The organism is Chitinophaga sancti (genome assembly GCF_034087045.1).
Classification (GTDB): Bacteria; Bacteroidota; Bacteroidia; order Chitinophagales; family Chitinophagaceae; genus Chitinophaga; species Chitinophaga sancti_B.
In genome coordinates this window covers 1,177,873-1,196,504 of record NZ_CP139247.1, presented here as the reverse complement: position 1 = coordinate 1,196,504, position 18,632 = coordinate 1,177,873, and the positions used below count along the sequence as shown (strand labels likewise).

At 44.6% G+C, this 18,632-nt stretch carries 19 protein-coding genes; 10 read left to right on the top strand and 9 right to left on the bottom strand.

All coding sequences use genetic code 11. The features are described from left to right. Window positions 1-121 precede the first annotated feature (121 nt). Window positions 122-574: a methylglyoxal synthase gene (locus SIO70_RS04975; protein ID WP_072358941.1), complete on the bottom strand. Its 453-nt coding sequence runs from the start codon at window positions 572-574 to the stop codon at window positions 122-124. 213 nt (window positions 575-787) lie between these two features. Here SIO70_RS04975 and SIO70_RS04970 point away from each other — a divergent pair, with 213 nt between their 5' ends. The 4 genes from SIO70_RS04970 to SIO70_RS04955 all read left to right on the top strand — a co-directional run bounded on the left by SIO70_RS04970 (window position 788) and on the right by SIO70_RS04955 (window position 4,401). Continuing rightward, window positions 788-1,381: a NifU family protein gene (locus SIO70_RS04970; protein WP_320579866.1), complete on the top strand. Its 594-nt coding sequence runs from the start codon at window positions 788-790 to the stop codon at window positions 1,379-1,381. 115 nt (window positions 1,382-1,496) lie between these two features. Continuing rightward, complete coding sequence (locus tag SIO70_RS04965; RefSeq protein ID WP_320579865.1) at window positions 1,497-3,158, top strand: PNGase F N-terminal domain-containing protein; 1,662 nt, start codon at window positions 1,497-1,499, stop codon at window positions 3,156-3,158. Between the two features lie 104 nt (window positions 3,159-3,262). Then, window positions 3,263-3,883 (top strand): nicotinamide riboside transporter PnuC, encoded by a 621-nt coding sequence (pnuC, locus tag SIO70_RS04960; RefSeq protein WP_320579864.1) that lies wholly within the window; start codon window positions 3,263-3,265, stop codon window positions 3,881-3,883. Next, a complete protein-coding gene (locus SIO70_RS04955) occupies window positions 3,862-4,401 on the top strand; it encodes an ATP-binding protein (protein WP_320579863.1) in 540 nt (179 codons plus the stop codon). Before pnuC ends, SIO70_RS04955 begins: the two co-directional genes overlap by 22 nt. Here the strand turns inward: SIO70_RS04955 and mtgA are convergent. Further along, the gene (gene mtgA, locus SIO70_RS04950) at window positions 4,378-5,091 is read right to left on the bottom strand and encodes a monofunctional biosynthetic peptidoglycan transglycosylase (protein ID WP_320579862.1); all 714 of its coding nucleotides are present in this window, start codon (window positions 5,089-5,091) and stop codon (window positions 4,378-4,380) included. The two genes, SIO70_RS04955 and mtgA, sit on opposite strands and share 24 nt — an antisense overlap. Window positions 5,092-5,213: 122 nt before the next feature. On the opposite strand from mtgA, the gene SIO70_RS04945 reads away from it, so the two are divergent. Both SIO70_RS04945 and SIO70_RS04940 read left to right on the top strand, forming a co-directional pair. Continuing rightward, entirely contained in the window at window positions 5,214-5,831 is a 618-nt protein-coding gene (locus SIO70_RS04945; protein ID WP_083721907.1) for an L-threonylcarbamoyladenylate synthase, read from the top strand. 11 nt (window positions 5,832-5,842) lie between these two features. Next, on the top strand, window positions 5,843-6,151 hold the full coding sequence (locus tag SIO70_RS04940; RefSeq protein ID WP_320579861.1) for a hypothetical protein: 309 nt from the start codon (window positions 5,843-5,845) through the stop codon (window positions 6,149-6,151). A gap of 152 nt (window positions 6,152-6,303) precedes the next feature. On the opposite strand, the gene SIO70_RS04935 is transcribed toward SIO70_RS04940, so the two are convergent. The 3 genes from SIO70_RS04935 to polA all read right to left on the bottom strand — a co-directional run bounded on the left by SIO70_RS04935 (window position 6,304) and on the right by polA (window position 11,040). Beyond that, a complete protein-coding gene (locus SIO70_RS04935; protein ID WP_320579860.1) occupies window positions 6,304-7,452 on the bottom strand; it encodes an aminopeptidase C in 1,149 nt (382 codons plus the stop codon). Between the two features lie 87 nt (window positions 7,453-7,539). Further along, entirely contained in the window at window positions 7,540-8,061 is a 522-nt protein-coding gene (locus SIO70_RS04930; RefSeq protein WP_320579859.1) for a GNAT family N-acetyltransferase, read from the bottom strand. A gap of 162 nt (window positions 8,062-8,223) precedes the next feature. Beyond that, entirely contained in the window at window positions 8,224-11,040 is a 2,817-nt protein-coding gene (polA, locus tag SIO70_RS04925) for a DNA polymerase I (RefSeq protein WP_320579858.1), read from the bottom strand. Window positions 11,041-11,110: 70 nt separating this feature from the next. On the opposite strand from polA, the gene SIO70_RS04920 reads away from it, so the two are divergent. After that, window positions 11,111-11,467, top strand: coding sequence for an arsenate reductase family protein (locus tag SIO70_RS04920; RefSeq protein WP_083721912.1), 357 nt, complete (start codon window positions 11,111-11,113; stop codon window positions 11,465-11,467). 81 nt (window positions 11,468-11,548) lie between these two features. Here SIO70_RS04920 and SIO70_RS04915 read toward each other — a convergent pair whose 3' ends face one another. Continuing rightward, complete coding sequence (locus SIO70_RS04915; RefSeq protein WP_320579857.1) at window positions 11,549-12,643, bottom strand: glycosyltransferase; 1,095 nt, start codon at window positions 12,641-12,643, stop codon at window positions 11,549-11,551. Window positions 12,644-13,019: 376 nt separating this feature from the next. On the opposite strand from SIO70_RS04915, the gene SIO70_RS04910 reads away from it, so the two are divergent. From SIO70_RS04910 to SIO70_RS04900, 3 genes are all read left to right on the top strand, one after another. Beyond that, the gene (locus tag SIO70_RS04910) at window positions 13,020-13,268 is read left to right on the top strand and encodes a hypothetical protein (protein WP_320579856.1); all 249 of its coding nucleotides are present in this window, start codon (window positions 13,020-13,022) and stop codon (window positions 13,266-13,268) included. A 169-nt stretch (window positions 13,269-13,437) separates the two neighbouring features. Continuing rightward, entirely contained in the window at window positions 13,438-14,577 is a 1,140-nt protein-coding gene (locus SIO70_RS04905) for a formimidoylglutamase (RefSeq protein WP_320579855.1), read from the top strand. 47 nt (window positions 14,578-14,624) lie between these two features. Then, window positions 14,625-15,515, top strand: a complete 891-nt coding sequence (locus tag SIO70_RS04900) for a YitT family protein (protein WP_320579854.1) — start codon at window positions 14,625-14,627, stop codon at window positions 15,513-15,515. Here the strand turns inward: SIO70_RS04900 and SIO70_RS04895 are convergent, their stop codons facing one another. The 3 genes from SIO70_RS04895 to SIO70_RS04885 all read right to left on the bottom strand — a co-directional run bounded on the left by SIO70_RS04895 (window position 15,516) and on the right by SIO70_RS04885 (window position 18,613). Beyond that, entirely contained in the window at window positions 15,516-15,926 is a 411-nt protein-coding gene (locus SIO70_RS04895; RefSeq protein WP_320579853.1) for a lysozyme inhibitor LprI family protein, read from the bottom strand. It abuts the gene before it with no gap. Window positions 15,927-16,078: 152 nt separating this feature from the next. Next, window positions 16,079-17,362: a pitrilysin family protein gene (locus tag SIO70_RS04890; RefSeq protein ID WP_320579852.1), complete on the bottom strand. Its 1,284-nt coding sequence runs from the start codon at window positions 17,360-17,362 to the stop codon at window positions 16,079-16,081. Between the two features lie 15 nt (window positions 17,363-17,377). Beyond that, window positions 17,378-18,613 carry a pitrilysin family protein gene (locus SIO70_RS04885; protein WP_320579851.1) on the bottom strand — a complete coding sequence of 412 codons (1,236 nt, stop codon included), beginning with the start codon at window positions 18,611-18,613 and terminating at the stop codon, window positions 17,378-17,380. Between the last annotated feature and the right edge of the window lie 19 nt (window positions 18,614-18,632).

Sequence of the window (18,632 nt, the reverse complement as noted above, 5' to 3'; positions counted from 1 at the left end):
GCAAGGTGAGTGAAAACACCTAACTAGTTAGTAAGGAGTACTTTGCAGCACAAACGGTGCCGATCTTTCTAAGAAAGACAGATTATTAAAAAGATAAGGTCAGATGAGGACGAAATGATAACTAAACTTTTCTACCCAGATATTGTGAATAGTCAGGTAAGCGTACTTCATATTCCTGGTGCATGAGAGGGGATGTAAGCAGGAAGTCTGCAGAGGTACGATTGCTGGCCATAGGGATATTCCATACTACACCAAGGCGGAGCAGGGCTTTGATATCAGGATCATGTGGAAGTGCTTCCATGGGATCCCAGAAAAAGATCACGACATCGATTTTGCCTTCGGCGATCATAGAGCCTATTTGCTGGTCGCCACCTAGTGGGCCGGATAATAATTTTCGGACAGGAACGTCGAGGTTTTCTTCAATGAGCTTGCCTGTGGTGCCGGTAGCGTAAAGTTCATGACGGCAGAGTACGGTTTTGTTGTAGAGGGCCCATTCTATGAGCTCAGCTTTCTTGTGATCGTGTGCGATCAGTGCTATTCTTTTGCGTGCATGCAAGGTTTTGACAGTGGGCATACTCAATGATGGCGTTATTTCCCATAAAGTTAATATATAGAATAATGTGCCATGTATATTTTTAAAAAGATTTCTGGAACGTTGATAATTTGATATTTACCGATATGATTTTGTCTATATCCCTATTGAAAATAGTAATAGTTAAAAGGGCTGAATTCCCTCAGATTCTAGTTGAAAGTAGTTACCTTTGTTCTATCAAAAGTTTAGAATACCATGATTAAAACAGGAAATCCCATCATCAGCATATATACGGAAATGACGCCGAATCCGGAAACCATGAAATTTGTTGCTAACAAGCTCCTGTACCCAGGTAAGCATATCGACTTCCCGGATGAAGCAAGTGCAAAACCATCTCCATTAGCGGCCGAGCTGTTCAGCTTCCCGTTCATCAGAGGTGTGTTTATTATGGCGAACTTCATCACGCTGACAAAAACTCCTGAAACTGATTGGAATGATATTATCCCTACTATAAAAGCTTTTCTGAAAGAGTATCTTGAAGATAACCGCCCTGTTGTAAACGAAGACGAAATCGTTGACAAACCAGCAGCCGGAAACGAAGTAAGTGCAGATGATACTGATGTGGTAAAGCGTATTAAAGAATTGCTTGAAAACTACGTAAAGCCTGCAGTTGAAATGGATGGCGGTGCCATTCAGTTCAAAGACTACGAAGATGGAACGGTGAAACTGATGCTGCAAGGCTCATGTTCAGGTTGCCCTTCTTCCATGATCACACTGAAAGCCGGTATCGAAGGCATGATGAAGCGCATGATCCCGGAAGTGAAGGAAGTGGTAGCTGAAGCGGAATAAGCCATAGTTGAGAGAATGATAGTGTTAAAAATGAGCACAGTCTTTTTGACTGTGCTTTTTTATTTATCCTATTTGCCATTATCTTGCGACTGTTACAAAATCAGGCCTCATACTTATGAAATATCTTTTTATAGCTGCCAGTTTGCTGTTTGCAGCAGAAATTCATGCTCAGAATGCCCTGACAGTTCACTACAAGGTGCGCTATCATGGGGAAGAAATGAAAGACGCCGCCTCCACTTTATTTATTGATGGTAAAAAGACCCATGCGATAAAGGATACAGACGCTGCCGCAAAAGAACAACAATACATCGACTATACAGAGAACATAACCATGCAGGTGTTACGCCTGGAAGGCAGAGCTGTCACCTTCAAAAAGAAAATAGAAGATTACGAAAAGCCGGAGCTGTTGCCCGATACAGCAACCATAGCCGGTTACCTCTGTAAAAAAGCCAAAGTCATCATTCGCTCCAATACAGTGGAAGTATGGTATACTAATGCCCTGAATGTAAAGGGTTCACCGGCTTTAGGTGTTACACCTGGATTAGGACTGGTGCTGAGAACTGTGAGAAACGGAGAAATGGAGGTCGTGGCCACCGAGGTAAAGAAAAGCAAAATCAATCCGAAAGACCTGAACTGGCCAGACGCTACAGCAATGGGTACCCTGGTAGATCAGGCTACCTATTCCCGTGAAGTGATTGATAGTCGCTATACCACCATTCCGGTATTCAGTAAGGAACAGGTTTCCTTTGGATTTGACAAACCTAATCCCCCTGCGGACCAGCGCGATGTGACCTATCATTATGCCGGTGGTACCGTGGTCCTGAAAAAAGTAAAACTGCCTAAATATGAACCCGGTCGCCAGCTGTTTGCAGAACTGGCCCAGTATTCCAACGGGGATGCTTATGACCGTACCGGTTCGGTATTTATGATTCCTGTGGATAAACAGCGTTCTTTCCTGAATGGTCTGCAGAATGGCGTGAAGGACCTGCCAGTTTATAAGGAGAAATACCAGGGTGTAGTTGCTACTGACGATTACCAGCCTACCCTGGAACTGCTGCGCTTCTTTACCCCTTTCGGCATTCATCATTATAATGAAAGAAGCCAGATAGCTGGTTATAACTGGGCTGATTCTGCGGTGTTCCGCCAGGAGATCACAGAGCTGCAGTCAAGGATGGAAGGTGATGTCTGGTTAGGTGTTTTCATCGGTAACTATGACAAAGGCGGCCATATTGTAAGTCTGCGTCTGAAATACTTTAAAGGTGACGATGATGGAGGATTACAGACACCAGATTATTTACAGCCGATTTTCAACACTACTAACCTGATGGAAATGGCAGGACAGGAATATGGTACAATGTTCGACCATGATTCCCTGACAGTAAAAGTAAATATTCCGGAAGGTGTAAAGAACTTACAGCTCCGTTACATTACTACCGGTCATGGCGGCTGGGGCAACGGCGATGAATTCGTGCCTAAGCTGAATGAAATATTTGTAGATGGCAAGCGGGTATATCACTTTGTGCCATGGAGAACAGATTGCGGTACTTACCGGTTGCTGAATCCATCATCCGGCAATTTCTCAAACGGGTTATCATCTTCCGACCTTAGCAGGTCCAACTGGTGTCCGGGTAGCCTGACACCGGCAGTTTATATCCCTCTACCAGATCTGGCGCCGGGCGTACATGAATTTAAAGTAGCAATTCCATTAGGAAAGAGGGAAGGAACTGCTTTCAGCGCCTGGAATGTATCGGGTGTATTGATGGGAGAGAAAAAGTAACATGTAAAAAACGCTTCTTCGATGCTTCTATAAGCTAATACTGATTTTTCTAACAGTTTCACTACCCGATTTTTTTACGGAATAGGTACACTTATCTTTGCGGCATGAATGTGGATGTATTTTACCAGGCGCTGATAGAAGGGTTCAGGGCCATGAGCTGGCTGGAAATTCTGGCAGCGATATTTGGCGCCATTAGCGTGGTATGTAGTAAGCAGAACAGCATTTGGTTGTATCCAACAGGTCTGATCAGCACTGGTATTTATGCATACCTGTTATCCAGGGAGCAGTTTAAGCTCTATGCAGAGGCTACACTGAATGTCTATTATTTCATCATGAGTGTATATGGCTGGTACCATTGGGCCAGGAAGAAAGCTTCTGAACCGGAAGTTCCTATTGCCTGGGCATCCCGAAGGGATTGGGTCGTAACCGTGGCAATCACTTTTATTGGCTGGGCAGTGTTCTACTACCTGTTGAGTCATTTCTCAAACTCAGATGTACCGTTGATAGATGCCTTTGTATCAGCGACCGCCTGTGCTGGTATGTGGTTGCTGGCACAGCGGAAGATTGAAAACTGGATCTTACTGAACATATCTAACCTGGTAGCGGTCCCGTTATTATTTCATAAAAAACTAGTCGCAACAGCGGTATTGACCATCTTCCTGTTTATAGTAGCAGTGATGGGTTATTTTAGCTGGAAGAAGATATGGAAGAGCTATACAAAGTAGTGGTTATTGGTCCGGAGAGCACGGGCAAGAGTACGCTCAGTGAGTTTCTGGCGTCGCATTATGAAACGATGTGGGTGCCTGAGTATGCCCGTCAGTATATAGAAGAATTGCCTCGCCCATATGAGCAGTCTGACTTGCTGACCATTGCAAAGGGGCAGCTGGAACTGGAGGTAGAAAGAGCGAAGCTGGCAAACCGCCTGCTGATATGCGATACCGATCTGCATGTGATCAGAGTATGGAGCGAGCATAAATATGGTGAATGCGATCCATGGATACTTGCAGCTATTGCAGAAAGAAAATATGATCTGTATCTGCTCACCTATATTGATATTCCATGGGAAGATGATCCGCAAAGGGAATATCCGGACCCGGCTATGCGTGAACACTTTTATAATGTCTACAAAGAGATTGTGCAATCTTCTGGCGTACGCTGGGTAGAGATCCGCGGAACATTTGAAGAAAGGCAGGAAACGGCGGTGAAGGTGGTAAATCAGTTACTTGGAACTGATCAGTTCTGATATATCCGGATCGCCTGCGAGTAAACGCATTTGTACTAAAATTTTCTTTTGTCTGTACAGTGTGATCCTTGCCGGCGGTACCACTGTGTATCTGACAGGATTGGGCAGGCAGGCGGCGATCATAGCCGATTGCTCTCTGTTGAGACTTGCTGCTGTTTTATGATAATATTGCCGGGCAGCGGCTTCTACACCAAATACAGCATCGCCGGTCTGAGCTATGTTAAGGTAGACTTCCAGAATGCGTTCCTTGCCCCAGAGTTTTTCTATCATGAAGGTGAAATATACTTCCAACCCTTTTCTGAAATAGCCTCCCCCCTGCCATAAGAATACGTTTTTAGCTACCTGCTGGCTAATAGTGCTGGCTCCATGAATCTTCTTACTCTTCTGGTTATGCTTCATGGCTTTTTCGATTGACTTAAAGTCAAAGCCATTATGGTCAGGGAATAACTGGTCCTCACTGGACAGCACTGCCAGCTTGGTGAATTCAGATATCTCTGAATAGTCTACCCATGTTTTGTGAAACTTTGTATCGCTACCCCATGTGCCAAACCAACTTGAAATCATTGTAATAGTAATGGGGGGATTGACCCATTTTAAGGCAATGAGGTACACGAAATGAGCAATAAATAAGACAAGGATAATCCTCTTCAAGTGTCGCCATGTTCTCGGAACAATTCCTTTCAACTTCATCCACAAAATGATTTTGGAAATTGGGCGGAAAGATAGTAAGATTATTTAATGTCCATGTTAAGTATGGTCAGCTTTTTATACAGCTGGTGTGGTAATTGGTGGTATAATCGTAAATTTACGCTATGCTTTTAACTTTACACCCGGACAACCCGAATCCCCGTCATTTAAAGACGATCGTGGAATGTCTGAAAGATGGAGGCGTGATTATCTATCCGACCGATACGGTTTACGGCATGGGCTGTGACATCTCACAGCACAAAGCTATAGAACGCATTTGCCGCATCAAGCATATTAATCCTGCCAAGGCCCAGTTTTCGTTTATATGTTACGATCTCAGTCATTTGTCTGACTATGCACGAAGTGTAGATACACCCACCTTCAGAATGCTGAAGAAGGCATTGCCGGGACCATACACATTTATTCTGCCCGCCAGCAGGCAGGTGCCCAGAATGCTGAAGCAAAAGAAAGATACGGTTGGTATACGCGTGCCCGATAATAATATCAGCAGAGCAATCGTGAAGGAATTAGGTAATCCTATTCTGAGTACGTCGCTGCCGATTGAAGCTTACGTAGAAGAATATACTGATCCGGAGATCATCCATGAGAAGTTTGAAAACATTGTTGACATTGTTGTGGATGGTGGTCCTGGTGGTATGCAGTTTTCTACAGTGATCGATTGTACGGGGTCTGAACCTGAAATGATCAGGGAAGGGATAGGCAGTTTTGAAGAAATCGTCTAAAACATTTGAGTATGAAAATATGTAGTGTTTTTTTGCTGCTGTTTTTAGGATTTAATGTTGTAAAAGGGCAAAATAAGCTCTCTGTAGCCCCATTATATCCGCTTCAAAAAAAGATGACGCCGTCAATTACTTTTGTAAAACCCACTACAGCTGTGACTTTTACACCGAAAGCGACTCTTCCCCTGACTCCTCATTCCTATTATGATCAGTGCTTCGGATTTTTCTGCAAAAAGGAGTGGAATTTTGAGCAGCGTACAAAGGTGCCGTTGAAATTCAGGTTAGGAACCTACCAGGAAGCGCAACGCATTGAAGGTAAATAAAATGTGTGCTTTCTGCATGACTGAAAATCCTTTTTCATAGCGGGATAAGAGAAATTTTATTGACAAAAGCAAATAATTTACTTGCTTCAGGCAAGTAATAAAAAGGGGCTTTTCCCATTGGAAAAAGCCCCTTTTTATTGAGAAAAAGAACACTATTGTTTGATGCCCAGTTTCTTAGCGATATCTGCAGGCAGTGCTTTTTTGTTCAGCATGATGCAGGTCGTCTTATAAGCGAAGAAATTTTCAGAAGCATAGAAGTAGCCACTACCCGGATTGGTAGTACCCCATGAATTTTTCACGCGGAAGTATACTTTACCATTCTGGTCTTTTGCCATACCTACAATGTGCATACCATGGTCATCCTGCGTTTCGAAATTATCGAAAGCTTTCTGACGCAGTTCAGGAGTGATGGTTTTTTCTTTTACCGGTTCTTCAAATACTTTCTTTTTCTCTTCAGCGGTCATGTCGCTAAAGTCAGTTTCCGGAACTACAGCCAGGCCTTCAATGAAGTTGAAACCTTTTTCTGATACATCAGATGCCCATGCAATGGTGTAACCCGTCTGGATCGCATTTTCTGCGATAGCAGTAAATTCATTCAGGGGTACATTGTACACTCTTTCCCAATTCCAGTTGTCCGGTACTTCCAGTACGAACTGCTGGTAATAAGGATGGTGAGTAAAAGATGAAATCAGTACATAATCATCTGCATTCAAACCCAGTTCTTTTGCAAAGGATTGCGGCGTGTAAGATTTACCCTGGTAATCGAATTTTTCAGGAGCATCGCCCATGTATGCATTCAGTACACCATCAACGGCTTTCTTCCAGTTAGGATTGACAGTACCTTCATTAGCGCCGATGGTTTTGGTCATACCTTCCAGGATAGACACCATTTCAGCGTGGTTATATACTTTATCGCGGTTGCCGTCGTATACTGACTGTGGAACCAGTCCGTATTCGCGCAGGCAGAGCAGATCGTCCGGGAATCCACCACCCTCACCGAAGTTAGCTTTGCCATGCATACGCACGTAGTTTGCCGCCTTAAGAGGATACATTTTTCTTACCACAAACATTTCGCTCAGGTTTACACCTTTGCCTTTGCCATTGCGCAATGCTTCGGCCTGGAAGAAAGACAGACCGGAGAAGGACCAGCAGGTACCAGTACGCCCCTGGTTTTCTACATCACCTGCATCTAAGTTCCTGATTACGGTAAATTGGTATTTGCTGCCTTCTTTGTTAGTGGTTTGCGCCATGGCAGTCGTGGTGGAATAACACACGGCCAGGCCTAAGATCCATTTCTTCATTTTGGTTTGGTGTTTTGATTTGAAAACAAGGTTTCAAATGTAAGCCAATCCAATTATACTCGGAAAGAAAGTTAAGGTAAGCGGTTGTTAGTCCTGGGAGAGTTTGTATTGCTCACGGGATATTTCCCAGCGCCATAATTGCGTATCGGGGTTTTCGCCGGCAAAGGACATTCCTGATTTCTGGAGCACTTTTACAGAAGCGGTATATTCCTCCTCTGTATGGGCGACTACCCGGGTCACATAAGAGTGTCCAAAGGCGAAACGGATCAGGGCCTGTGTCAGCTCTGTACCAAACCCCTGTTCGCGGTAGGCAGTCGTGATTTCGTAGCCAATTTCTACCACGCCGTTAGCATCCGGGCGGCCTTTGAAGCCACCGGTACCAATCAGCCGTTTATCTTCCTGGTGAATCACCAGGTATAGAAACCAGCCAAGCATCGAGGGATCGTTGCGCAATTTGTCGTACGATACCAGTATAATTTCAGGGAACTCTGTCCAGAATAGAGGTATATCAATATCTAACAAATGGCCCAACGTTTCTTTTCCTTGTAATAACGCTTCGAAGTACTGTAATGTACAAGGCAATATTTGCAACCTTGAGGTCAGGATCATGGCCGAAAGCTAGTAAACGAATTTGGAAAACACAAGAGGGGTGTAAGTACTCAGTGCAGTGGCAACGCAGTGTCTTTTCTTATATATTACATGATGAACAAAGGCCGGACAATGATCAATTGTCCGGCCATATTGTAAATATATTTAACACTTTATTAGTAATTAGTGGGCTTCCAGCCAGTTGCGGCCAAGGCCTATTTCAGCTTCTACCGGAACCGCCAGTGGCAGTGCATTGCGCATACCATCCAGGATGATCGGCTGGATGATTTCAATTTCATCTTTATGAACATCAAAGACCAATTCATCATGTACCTGCAGGATCATTTTTGAACGCAGGTTTTGCTCCTTCATTGTTTTATGGATGGAGATCATGGCCAGCTTGATCATGTCGGCAGCAGTACCCTGAATAGGCATGTTGATGGCATTTCGTTCTGCATAACCTCTTACCACCGCGTTGGAGCTGTTGATGTCTTTCAGCCAGCGCTTACGGCCCAGCAGGGTTTCTACATAGCCATTCTGCTGTGCAAACTGTTTCTGTTTATCCATGTAGTGCTGGATCGCCTGGTACTGCGCGAAGTAGTTATCGATCAGCATTTTTGCTTCACTACGTGGAATACCCAGGTTCTCGGAAAGACCGAAGGCGCTCACACCGTAAATAATACCAAAGTTTACGCTCTTGGCATTGCGACGCATTTCAGAGGTTACCTCTTCCAGCGGAATGCCGTATACCTTGGCCGCAGTAGCCGCGTGGATATCTATACCCTGGCGGAAAGCGTCTATCATAGCCTGGTCTTCGCTGATGGCAGCAATGATGCGCAGTTCTATTTGGGAGTAATCCGCAGAGAGGAGGGTAAACTCTTCATTGCGGGGTACAAATGCTTTACGGATTTCCCTGCCCCTGTCAGTTCTGATCGGAATATTCTGCAGGTTCGGGTTGGTGCTGCTCAAACGGCCGGTCACTGCTACTGCCTGGTTATAGGAAGTGTGTATCCTGTTTGTGCGTTTATTAAGCATGGTTGGCAATGCATCTACATAGGTAGATTTCAGCTTACTCAGCTCACGGAATACGAGGATGTCGTCTACAATCTGGTGCTTGCTGGCCAGTTTTGCCAGTACATCCTCACCTGTAGCATATTGACCGGTACGGGTCTTTTTTGCTTTCGGATCAAGGGCCAGTTTTTCGAAGAGCACTTCACCCAGTTGTTTCGGAGAGGCAAGGTTGAAACGCACACCTGCCTGGGTGTATACGCTTTCTTCCGCTCTTCTGATTTCGGTATCCAGCTCGCGGGAGTAATCGATCAATGCCGGGATATCGATGGCGATACCTTCGAACTCCATATCGGTGAGGACTTTCACGAGTGGGTTTTCCACTTCATAAAATACCTTTTCTACGTTTTTAGCAGGTAGCAGTGGGGCGAACTTTTCTTTTAACTGCAGGGTAATGTCGGCATCTTCTGCTGCATAGTCCTTGATCTTATCGATCTCCACATCGCGCATGTTGCCCTGATTCTTACCTTTTTTGCCAATGAGGGTTTCGATAGAAACCGGTTCGTATTGCAGGTACTGGGCGCTGAGCAGGTCCATACTACGTCGGCCTTCCGGCTCTATTAGGTAGTGGGCAAGCATAGTATCAAATACAGGTGCTTTGATCTCTACACCATACCATTTGAGTACCAGCATATCGTATTTCAGGTTCTGGCCAATGAATACGATGTGAGTAGTTTCGAAGAGCGGACGGAATTCGTCTACAATGGCCTGTGCACCTGCTTTGTCAGCAGGCACGGGCACATACCAGGCTTCGCCGGCTGCAAATGAGAAGCTCATTCCTACCAGGTCTACTGCATTTGCATCGGTACCTGTCGTTTCGGTATCGAAGCATACTTCCTGTTTGGAGAGCAGTGTGGCCAGCAGTTCCGCTCTTTTTTCAGGTGTGTCCGCCAGGTGGTAGTTATGTGGTGTATTGTTGATATTCTTTTCAGCAACGAGGATACTTACGATCTGTTCAGGGGTATCTTCAGTGGTAGCTGCCGCAGAGGTAGCGGTAACGTTGCCGAATAGATCCAGTTGAACTTTACCGTTAGTAGTAACTTCACTACTGGAACCAAAGGTATCGCCGAGAATACGTTTGCCCAGGGTTTTGAATTCCAGTTCAATGAAGACTTCAGAGAGAGCTTCTTTGTTATGGTCTTTGATGCAGAAGTCTTCTTCGTGGAAGGTCACAGGCACATCGGTGATGATAGTGGCGAGTTGTTTGGAGAGGATGGCGCTATCCGCACCAGCTTTGATCTTTTCTCCCATTTTACCACCGATCTTGTCTGCATTGGCCAGTACATTTTCGATAGAATCGTACTGGGCTAACAGTTTCATGGCGGTCTTCTCTCCTACCCCCGGAATACCAGGAATATTGTCGACAGCATCACCCATGAGCCCCAGGATATCAATTACCTGGTGCACATCTTTGATCTGCCATTTTTCACACACTTCTTTAGGGCCAAGAATTTCTTCTTTGCTACCCATGTAAGGTGGTTTATAAATGAATACGTTTTCTTTTACGAGCTGGCCATAGTCTTTGTCCGGTGTCACCATGTATACGGTGTAACCCGCTTCAGCAGCCTGCCAGGCCAGGGTGCCGATTACGTCATCGGCTTCATAACCGTCTAATTCAACACAAGGGATATTGAAACCGGTGATAATACGTTTGATATCAGGAATAGCGTCAAGCAGATCTTCAGGTGCGTCTTCACGGTTCGCTTTGTAATCGACAAAGGAGGTATGTCTTTCGGTAGGGGCATGCGTATCGAATGCCACAGCCATGTGTGTAGGTTTTTCTTTATTGATCAGGTCTATCAACGTGGAAGTAAACCCAAACTGGGCATTGGTGTTACGACCAGCACTGGTGAGGCGAGGGTTCCGGATCAGGCCATAGTATGCGCGATATATGAGAGCCATGGCATCCAGTAAAAAAAGTTTCTTTTGCATCTGCCAAAAGTAACTATGAATTATGAAATATATCGCCTGAGTTAGGATCTTTGCTCTCAAAGAAACGCACATGAAAAAAATATACCATCTGTCGACCTGTAATACCTGTAAAAAGATTATAGATGCGGTAAAGGCAAAGGAGAATGGATTTGAGTTGCAGGATATAAAGACGGAGAAAATAACACCAGCGCAGCTGGAAGAAATGCATAAACTGGCGGGAAGCTATGAGGCGTTGTTTAGCAGGAGATCACAGAAATATCGTCCTATGGGATTGCATGAAAAAGAGCTGACGGAGAAAGATTATCATGATCTGATCCTGCAGGAATATTCTTTTTTGAAGAGACCTGTGAGTATCGTGGGGAAAGAGATCTTTATCGGGAATGATAAGAAGAATGTAGAAGGGCTGGAAGCGGCTGCAAAAAAATAATTTTTATAGTTTGTGAAGTGTTGCGACTTCTGGTTGCAACACTTCACAAACCCCTCAAAAATTCGCCTGAATTTTTGATCTTTATAAAGAGGTTACAAAATTTCTTACTACCTGTTTATATTGTTCCATATCTTCCTCATGCTCAAAAGACTTGAACGGGAATGTTTTGATATCCTCCAATGCTTTCTCCAACCTGAATTCAGATTGATTCACATTATAGAAGAACCCTTTTTTCATCAGGAACTTACCCAGATACTCCTGCTCAGACTGGCCGGGCGTAGGTACTAATATCGCTTTCTTATTCAGCTTTACAAGGTCCATGAGGGTGGTATAACCAGAACGGCTTAACACCATATCGGCACCCAACATTGCTTCATTCAATTCTTTTGCATTCAGGTGGTTCACCTGTTGAATACGTGGGGTGACCTGTTTCGTTTCAGGCGTACCTGGTTTACCACTTACGATCAGCGCACTGATAGGCAATGCAGCTACTTGTTCCAGTACCATTTTTTCAAGATTGGATCGCTGTGGTTCAGGTCCTGAAATCAGGACCAGCAGATCGTATTTTTTAGGTACATCTGGTCTGTTCTCAAAACGGCTGAGGCAACCTAAATAGGTAGTATTAGGAGGCAACACTTTCGGATGACCCAATATACCTGAAAGGTTGTTGGAACCGGCATAGTCCGGTATCCAGCAGGCGCCATACTTACGGATGTAGCTGTAATTTATCTTTTGCAGGATAGTCTCAATGATCCCGCCAAACGGGGTCTTGATCAACAACTGGTGAGAGATAATAACAGTAGGGATGTCGCGGTGATAAAGGCCGAAGCGGTTGTCGGAAATGACAGCGTCGATGTTGTGTTCCTTCACAACCTGTTGCAGCCATCGTTGCTCAAACTTGATAGACTTGATGATCTGAGGGATTTGCTGAATAATTTTCGGCCCAAAGAACCAGCCCTTTTGAGCATACTGGATGCGGTATCCGGGAAGCGGCAGGATAGTCAGCTGTGGGAACTCCTGGCTTAATAACGCAGCATGTTTCCCTTCGGCAGCAATAACTACATTACAGCCTGCGTTTAATAATTCGTGAATGATAGGGATATCCCGGGTTGCATGACCTAATCCCCAGTCCAGAGGGACTACCAGAACTGTTTTACGCGCAGATTTTGTAGGCAAATATTTGAAATTTTTACGAAATTAGCTTAATTTAGAAATGCGCACTGTTAAGAAAAGGTAAACTCTCGTACAGATTGGCATCTATAACATTTTTGAGGAAACAACATAGAGTATGAAATCAAATAAATGGCTGACTATCTTTCTTCTTTGCGCCACAATTAGTATAATCGGACAGAGCTGTAAAGTTTTAAAGAAAAACGACTGCGGATGTCCTACTATGAATAAAAAACGCATGCACTGATCTTTATTGAAAATAGCAGGATCGTTCCCGCGCATATTAAAGACCTTGTACATCCAGTTGTTGAGCACACCAAATCACTTACGCCTATTGAACACGCCTTTAAACAACATTTAGGGGAACAATCAATTTATTCTAATGAAACAGGTTGAAAGGGATTTATTGTTTGTCCTGCATGAAGACAGGTACAGCGAAAAACAAATTCAAAATGCTGTAAGACAGATTAACGAAATGCTATCCATGGTAGAAACAATGGACTATCTATGTAACGTAATGGAAGTGGCTGATTGTAACAGGAACAAAATTACCAGCAAGCGTCCAGTACTGCAAAAAGCATTATCAAGAAAAGAAGTCAAACCTTTTGAATTCATCATACATAAGAACTAAATACCAGACAGTTCAATTGTAGTGGCAGGCGGGTCGTCACTCTACACCCTGATGCCATCAGTCAGGCATTGCTACGTGTATCAGTAACATAACCGATTACTATCTTTATTCACGTTTGTCGTTAATTCACAATTGATTCGTAGGTTTGCGAGCAAACAAATTTCTATTGATGGCAGACTTCGCGCAACTTCACGATTACCTGATTCCCATCTCAAAAGCAGACCTGAACAATGAACTGGAATATGATGAGTACCAGATCGGTGCCATCTGTGATTGCTATGAAGATGGAAACATTCCTGATCTGGATGCGGCTGACATTATATTAGTAGGTGCTGCTGATGAACGCGGTTATGGTCCCGGCAAAAAAGGACCGGATGCTGCAGATGCCATCCGCCGTGAATTCTTCAACCTCTTCTACTGGCACAAAGAAGTGAAGATTGCCGATATCGGTAACCTGCGCCCTGGTATTGAGCTCACTGATACCTATGCCGGCCTGAAAACAGTAGTGGCCGAACTGGTTAACTCCCAAAAAACAGTAATTATCCTGGGCGGTTCCCACGACCTGACCTATGCACAATATAAGGCTTACGCAACGCAGAAATATGTGATAGAAGCCACTGTGGCCGATGCGTTGATAGACCTGAAAGAAGATTCAACAATCCCGGCAGACAGTTTCCTCATGGAAATGTTCACCGAACAACCCAATTACATCCGTCATTACAATCACCTCGGTTTTCAGAGTTTCTATGTGCATCCCCGGATGCTGGAAACACTGGATAAGCTCCGGTTCGATTGCTACCGCCTTGGCAAGGTGAGAGAAAATATGGACGAGATGGAACCGGTGTTGCGGAACACAGATATGCTGAGCCTGGATATCAATGTTATTAAAAACTCCGATGCTCCTGCTAATACTCTCTCCCCTAACGGGTTGGCTGGCGATGAGGCCTGTGTGCTCTCCCGCTATGCAGGTATGAGCGTTCGCCTGAGTTCCTTCGGCATTTATGGTTATCGTCCTGAAAAGGATAGAAACCAGCTGACGGCTAAACAAATTGGACAGATGATGTGGTATTTTATGGATGGCGTAGCTATCCGGAATAAAGAAGCCATGCTCCAGGACCGCGAAGCATTCTGGGAGTTTAATATTGTATGCGGGGACATTGAAACCGTATTCCTGAAAAGTAAAAAGACCGGGCGCTGGTGGATGCAGATGCCTGGGAAAGAATTCTTACCCTGTGCCTATAACGATTACCTGCTGGCGAGCAATAATGAGATCCCGGAGAGATGGTTGCGCCACCAGGAGCGGATGTAAACACCACGAACGGCAATGAAAATAATAGTAATTAAATCGTACCTATCATGCCGAACACTAAGGAAACCCGCGCCAGAATTAACCTGATCCAGAACCTGCAGGATATCGCCCTGATTACAATTGGGGTGCTGCTGGCCGCCATTGGCCTAAAGGGGTTTCTAATGCCAAACGAATTTCTGGATGGAGGCGTAACGGGTATTTCCCTGCTTATCAACCGACTAACCGGATGGAATATCTCCGTACTCCTGGTCATCATCAATATCCCTTTTATATTACTGGCTTACAAGCAGCTTTCTGTTGAATTTACCATCAAGGCTATGTGTGCCATTGTGGGCCTGGCCTGTGCGCTCGTATTTATCAAAGTACCAACTATCACCAGCGACCGCCTGCTGATCGCTATTTTCGGCGGGTTCTTCTTAGGTGCCGGAATCGGCTTGTCAGTAAGAGGTGGTGCCGTACTGGATGGTACGGAAGTACTGGCCCTTTACATCAACCGCAAGACAGTGATGTCCATGGGAGAAGTGATTATGTACTTCAACCTGGTCATCTTCAGTGTAGCGGCTATACTCATTAATATTGAAACCGCACTGTATGCGATACTGACTTACCTGGCTGCTTCCAAAACGGTAGACTATGTAATCTCCGGTTTTGAAGAATACATCGCCCTCACCATTATCTCCAATGAAAGTGAACTGGTGCGCAAAACATTGACACTGACCCTGAGGAAAGGCGTGACCGTATTCAAGGGACAAAGTGGTTTTGGCAAGCGTGGATCAGTGGATAAGGAGATTGATATTATCTACACCGTGGTTACCCGCCTGGAAGTGCACAAAATCATTGACGAAATAGAGAAAATAGATGAAAAAGCATTTATAGTGCAACACAACATTAATGATACAAAGGGAGGCATGATCAAGCGCCGGGCCACCCATCATTAATCAGGAGTGGATGCTCTTGAGCAGCTCTATCACTCTGTGTTTCAGGTATGCTGCTTTGTTGTCTGTGAGAATCATATCGTCGTCCAGACCAGCAAGGGTTAGCGGTCTTTTCTTTTCAGCACGGACTTCGATGTCTTTGAAATAGGCTTCTTTCTTTTCAGTCCATTGAGCCTGAGCGATTTCTAAAGTTTCGCGGCGGGGATTGTCCAGATTATTGTAGACCTGATTGTAAACGGCGGAGAGGAGGCTATCCATTTCCTGATAGTAGGCCAGTGCGCAGTTATAAGAGTTTCCACCCTGACTTAAACATTCCTGATAGCGTAATTCAATAGAGTCTACAGCTGTTTTTCTGGTTTGTCCAAATACGGTCAGCGTTATGCACAATGGCAGGCATAGTAAAAGTAATTTCATAAGATATGATTAGGTTTACAAATATAGCAAAAAATAATAATAACTATATTTTACCCTAAAACGCAAACAGGGAGGTCTTGCCCACGGCAAGACCTCCCTGTTTGCGGGAATATTAAAATGGCTTGTCCTTCGAACAAGCCATTTTAATATTTTTATATTACTACCAGCTCATACCAATCTTCCGGCTTGAAATACTGCTTAGCTAACACATGCAGTTCTTCCGCTGAAATCGTCTTGATAGTCCTGATATTATTATAGAAGTAATTCTCATCCAGGTCATTGAGGATCAGGTTCTTCCAGCGCTGTATAATCTGGAAAGCCCCATCCAGGTCACCCAGGATAGACCCGATCATAAAGTTCCGTACCAGCGCCATTTCCTCCTCATCCACCACTTCGTCCTGCATGATGCGCATCTCTTTATAAATCTCTTCAATCGTTGCTTCGCACACATCTCTGCCAGCTTCCGTATGGATATTGATAGCACTTGCCTGGCGGAAATTGTATACCTGCGAAGAAATACCATAGGTATAACCTTTCTCCTCACGGATATTGCTCATCAGGCGGGAACCAAAGTAACCGCCGAAGATGGTATTCAATACCATCATCTTCGGATAATCAGGATGGTAGCGATTAGGGAAATGACGTGCTATGCGTACAGCACCCTGTACCCCATTCTCATCATTGAAGATGCGGAATTTCTTTTCTTCCGCCGGCATGATGGAGATTTCCGGTTTGATGATCGTCGCTTCTCCATTCCATTTGGTGGTACCAAAGTATTGGTTCAGCTGAGGGATCAATTGATCGGGCAGTTTGCCAGCCACGAATATGCGGCAGTTATTGTAAGTGTAATGTTGCTGATAGAAAGCTCTCAATGTTTCTGTCTGCAATGCATCGTATGCCTCCATGCTGCTCACGCGGCCATAAGGATGGAATTCTCCAAACAGGTATTTGTCAATATGCCTGTTCGCTACGAAATCACATTTCTGCAGATTCACCGCCAGCCGTTGCTTCATGTTCTGCTGGAAAGTGGCCAGTTCTTCTTCAGAAAAAGCAGGATCCAATATCACTTCCTGTAGCGTAGGCAATAGTGCAGAAAAGCTTTTGGTCAGACAGTGGAGGGTGTAAGTACCAAATTCATGGTGGCAGCTCCTGTTCAGGTAAGCCCCATAGTAATCGATACTTTCATTTATTTGCAGTGCAGAATGCTTACCTGCTCCATTCTTCATCAGGAAGTTGGAAGCAGAAGCAATGAGGTTTTCTGATTCGTACCAGCTACCTGCGGGAAATACCATTTCCAGCTGCAAGGTTTCCTGTTCATCCGATTCAATAACGTATACAGGGATGCCATTATCCAGTGTGAATTTCTCATACGGTTTCAGTGCGACTTCAAAATCAACGGCATCTTTTATCTCAGGGGCGAGTTTACGATTTATCATTAATCTTAGTGAATATTAGCCTGCGTAATAGTAAATAGTATTTGAGTTCTTCTCGTCAAAGAGTATAGCTGCCTGTTTGTGCATTTGCTCGGCAGTTACCGCTTCGTAGTTGCTGAATTCCGCATTCATGAGTGAGGCATCGCCCATCAACTCATAGAAAGCGAGGTTATTCGCTCTGTTCAACAGTCCCATGTCTTCAAAAGCGAGCATGCTTTCCACGCGGTTTTTCACTTTTTGCAGTTCTCTTTCAGGGATGATTTCCTGTTGTACTTTATCCAGTTCTTCCTGTATCGCTTTTTCAGCATCTTTCATCTTCACTCCTTTTACCAGTTTGCCCTCGATGGTGAACAAACCTGCATCCAGCGTGCCGAAATGATAACAATCAATATTACTGAAGAGTTTTTTCTCTTTTACCAGTACCTGGTGCAGACGGGAAGAAGCGCCGCCACCCAGAATATCAGAGATCAGATCGATTGAGTAGTAGTCCTTGTCCATACGACCAGGCATATGGTAACATTTGTAAAGGGCATCCAGTGGTACATTGGCTTTTACTTCCAGTTTGTGCGCACCCTGTTGTGCCGGTTCCTGCGGTATATTACGTTGAATAGGCACTCCTGCAGGAATATCGCCGAACCATTTTTCTGCCAGCGCTTTTACCTGAGAGGTGGTCACTTTGCCGGCTACTACCAGAATGGCATTGACCGGACGGTAATATTTGAAGAAGAAGCTTTTTACATCTTCCAGCTTTGCATCTTCAATGTGTGCCAGTTCCTTTCCGATGGTCATCCATTTATAGGGATGCACAGTGTAAGCCAGGTCACGCATCTTGTGCCAGATGTCGCCGTAAGGTTTGTTGATGTAATGCTCCTTGAACTCTTCGCATACAACCTTGCGCTGAACATCCAGACTCTTTTCGCTGAATGCCAGGGAGAGCATACGGTCGCTTTCCAGCCAGAAAGCTGTTTCTATATTTTCTGCGGGAAGTTGAATGTAGTAGTTGGTCAGGTCACTGGTTGTGTAAGCGTTGTTTTCACCACCGGCCATCTGAAGTGGTTCATCATATTCCGGGATGTTGACAGAGCCGCCAAACATCAGGTGTTCGAATAAATGCGCAAATCCTGTCTTGTCAGCATCTTCATCGCGGGAGCCCACATCGTACATAACATTTAACACTGCCATTGGCGTGGTATGGTCTTCATGCACAATCACGCGCAGGCCATTGGCTAAAGTGAATTTATTATAATGGATCATAATTCCTATTTATGAGAAC

Excerpts from the sequence above, each read along its gene's own strand:
- SIO70_RS04975 (WP_072358941.1), bottom strand. The coding sequence starts at position 574 with ATGCCCACTGTCAAAACCTTGCATGCACGCAAAAGAATAGCACTGATC.
- SIO70_RS04970 (WP_320579866.1), top strand. The coding sequence starts at position 788 with ATGATTAAAACAGGAAATCCCATCATCAGCATATATACGGAAATGACG.
- SIO70_RS04965 (WP_320579865.1), top strand. The coding sequence starts at position 1,497 with ATGAAATATCTTTTTATAGCTGCCAGTTTGCTGTTTGCAGCAGAAATT.
- pnuC (WP_320579864.1), top strand. The coding sequence starts at position 3,263 with ATGAATGTGGATGTATTTTACCAGGCGCTGATAGAAGGGTTCAGGGCC.
- SIO70_RS04955 (WP_320579863.1), top strand. The coding sequence starts at position 3,862 with ATGGAAGAGCTATACAAAGTAGTGGTTATTGGTCCGGAGAGCACGGGC.
- mtgA (WP_320579862.1), bottom strand. The coding sequence starts at position 5,091 with ATGAAGTTGAAAGGAATTGTTCCGAGAACATGGCGACACTTGAAGAGG.
- SIO70_RS04945 (WP_083721907.1), top strand. The coding sequence starts at position 5,214 with ATGCTTTTAACTTTACACCCGGACAACCCGAATCCCCGTCATTTAAAG.
- SIO70_RS04940 (WP_320579861.1), top strand. The coding sequence starts at position 5,843 with ATGAAAATATGTAGTGTTTTTTTGCTGCTGTTTTTAGGATTTAATGTT.
- SIO70_RS04935 (WP_320579860.1), bottom strand. The coding sequence starts at position 7,452 with ATGAAGAAATGGATCTTAGGCCTGGCCGTGTGTTATTCCACCACGACT.
- SIO70_RS04930 (WP_320579859.1), bottom strand. The coding sequence starts at position 8,061 with ATGATCCTGACCTCAAGGTTGCAAATATTGCCTTGTACATTACAGTAC.
- polA (WP_320579858.1), bottom strand. The coding sequence starts at position 11,040 with ATGCAAAAGAAACTTTTTTTACTGGATGCCATGGCTCTCATATATCGC.
- SIO70_RS04920 (WP_083721912.1), top strand. The coding sequence starts at position 11,111 with ATGAAAAAAATATACCATCTGTCGACCTGTAATACCTGTAAAAAGATT.
- SIO70_RS04910 (WP_320579856.1), top strand. The coding sequence starts at position 13,020 with ATGAAACAGGTTGAAAGGGATTTATTGTTTGTCCTGCATGAAGACAGG.
- SIO70_RS04905 (WP_320579855.1), top strand. The coding sequence starts at position 13,438 with ATGGCAGACTTCGCGCAACTTCACGATTACCTGATTCCCATCTCAAAA.
- SIO70_RS04900 (WP_320579854.1), top strand. The coding sequence starts at position 14,625 with ATGCCGAACACTAAGGAAACCCGCGCCAGAATTAACCTGATCCAGAAC.
- SIO70_RS04895 (WP_320579853.1), bottom strand. The coding sequence starts at position 15,926 with ATGAAATTACTTTTACTATGCCTGCCATTGTGCATAACGCTGACCGTA.
- SIO70_RS04890 (WP_320579852.1), bottom strand. The coding sequence starts at position 17,362 with ATGATAAATCGTAAACTCGCCCCTGAGATAAAAGATGCCGTTGATTTT.
- SIO70_RS04885 (WP_320579851.1), bottom strand. The coding sequence starts at position 18,613 with ATGATCCATTATAATAAATTCACTTTAGCCAATGGCCTGCGCGTGATT.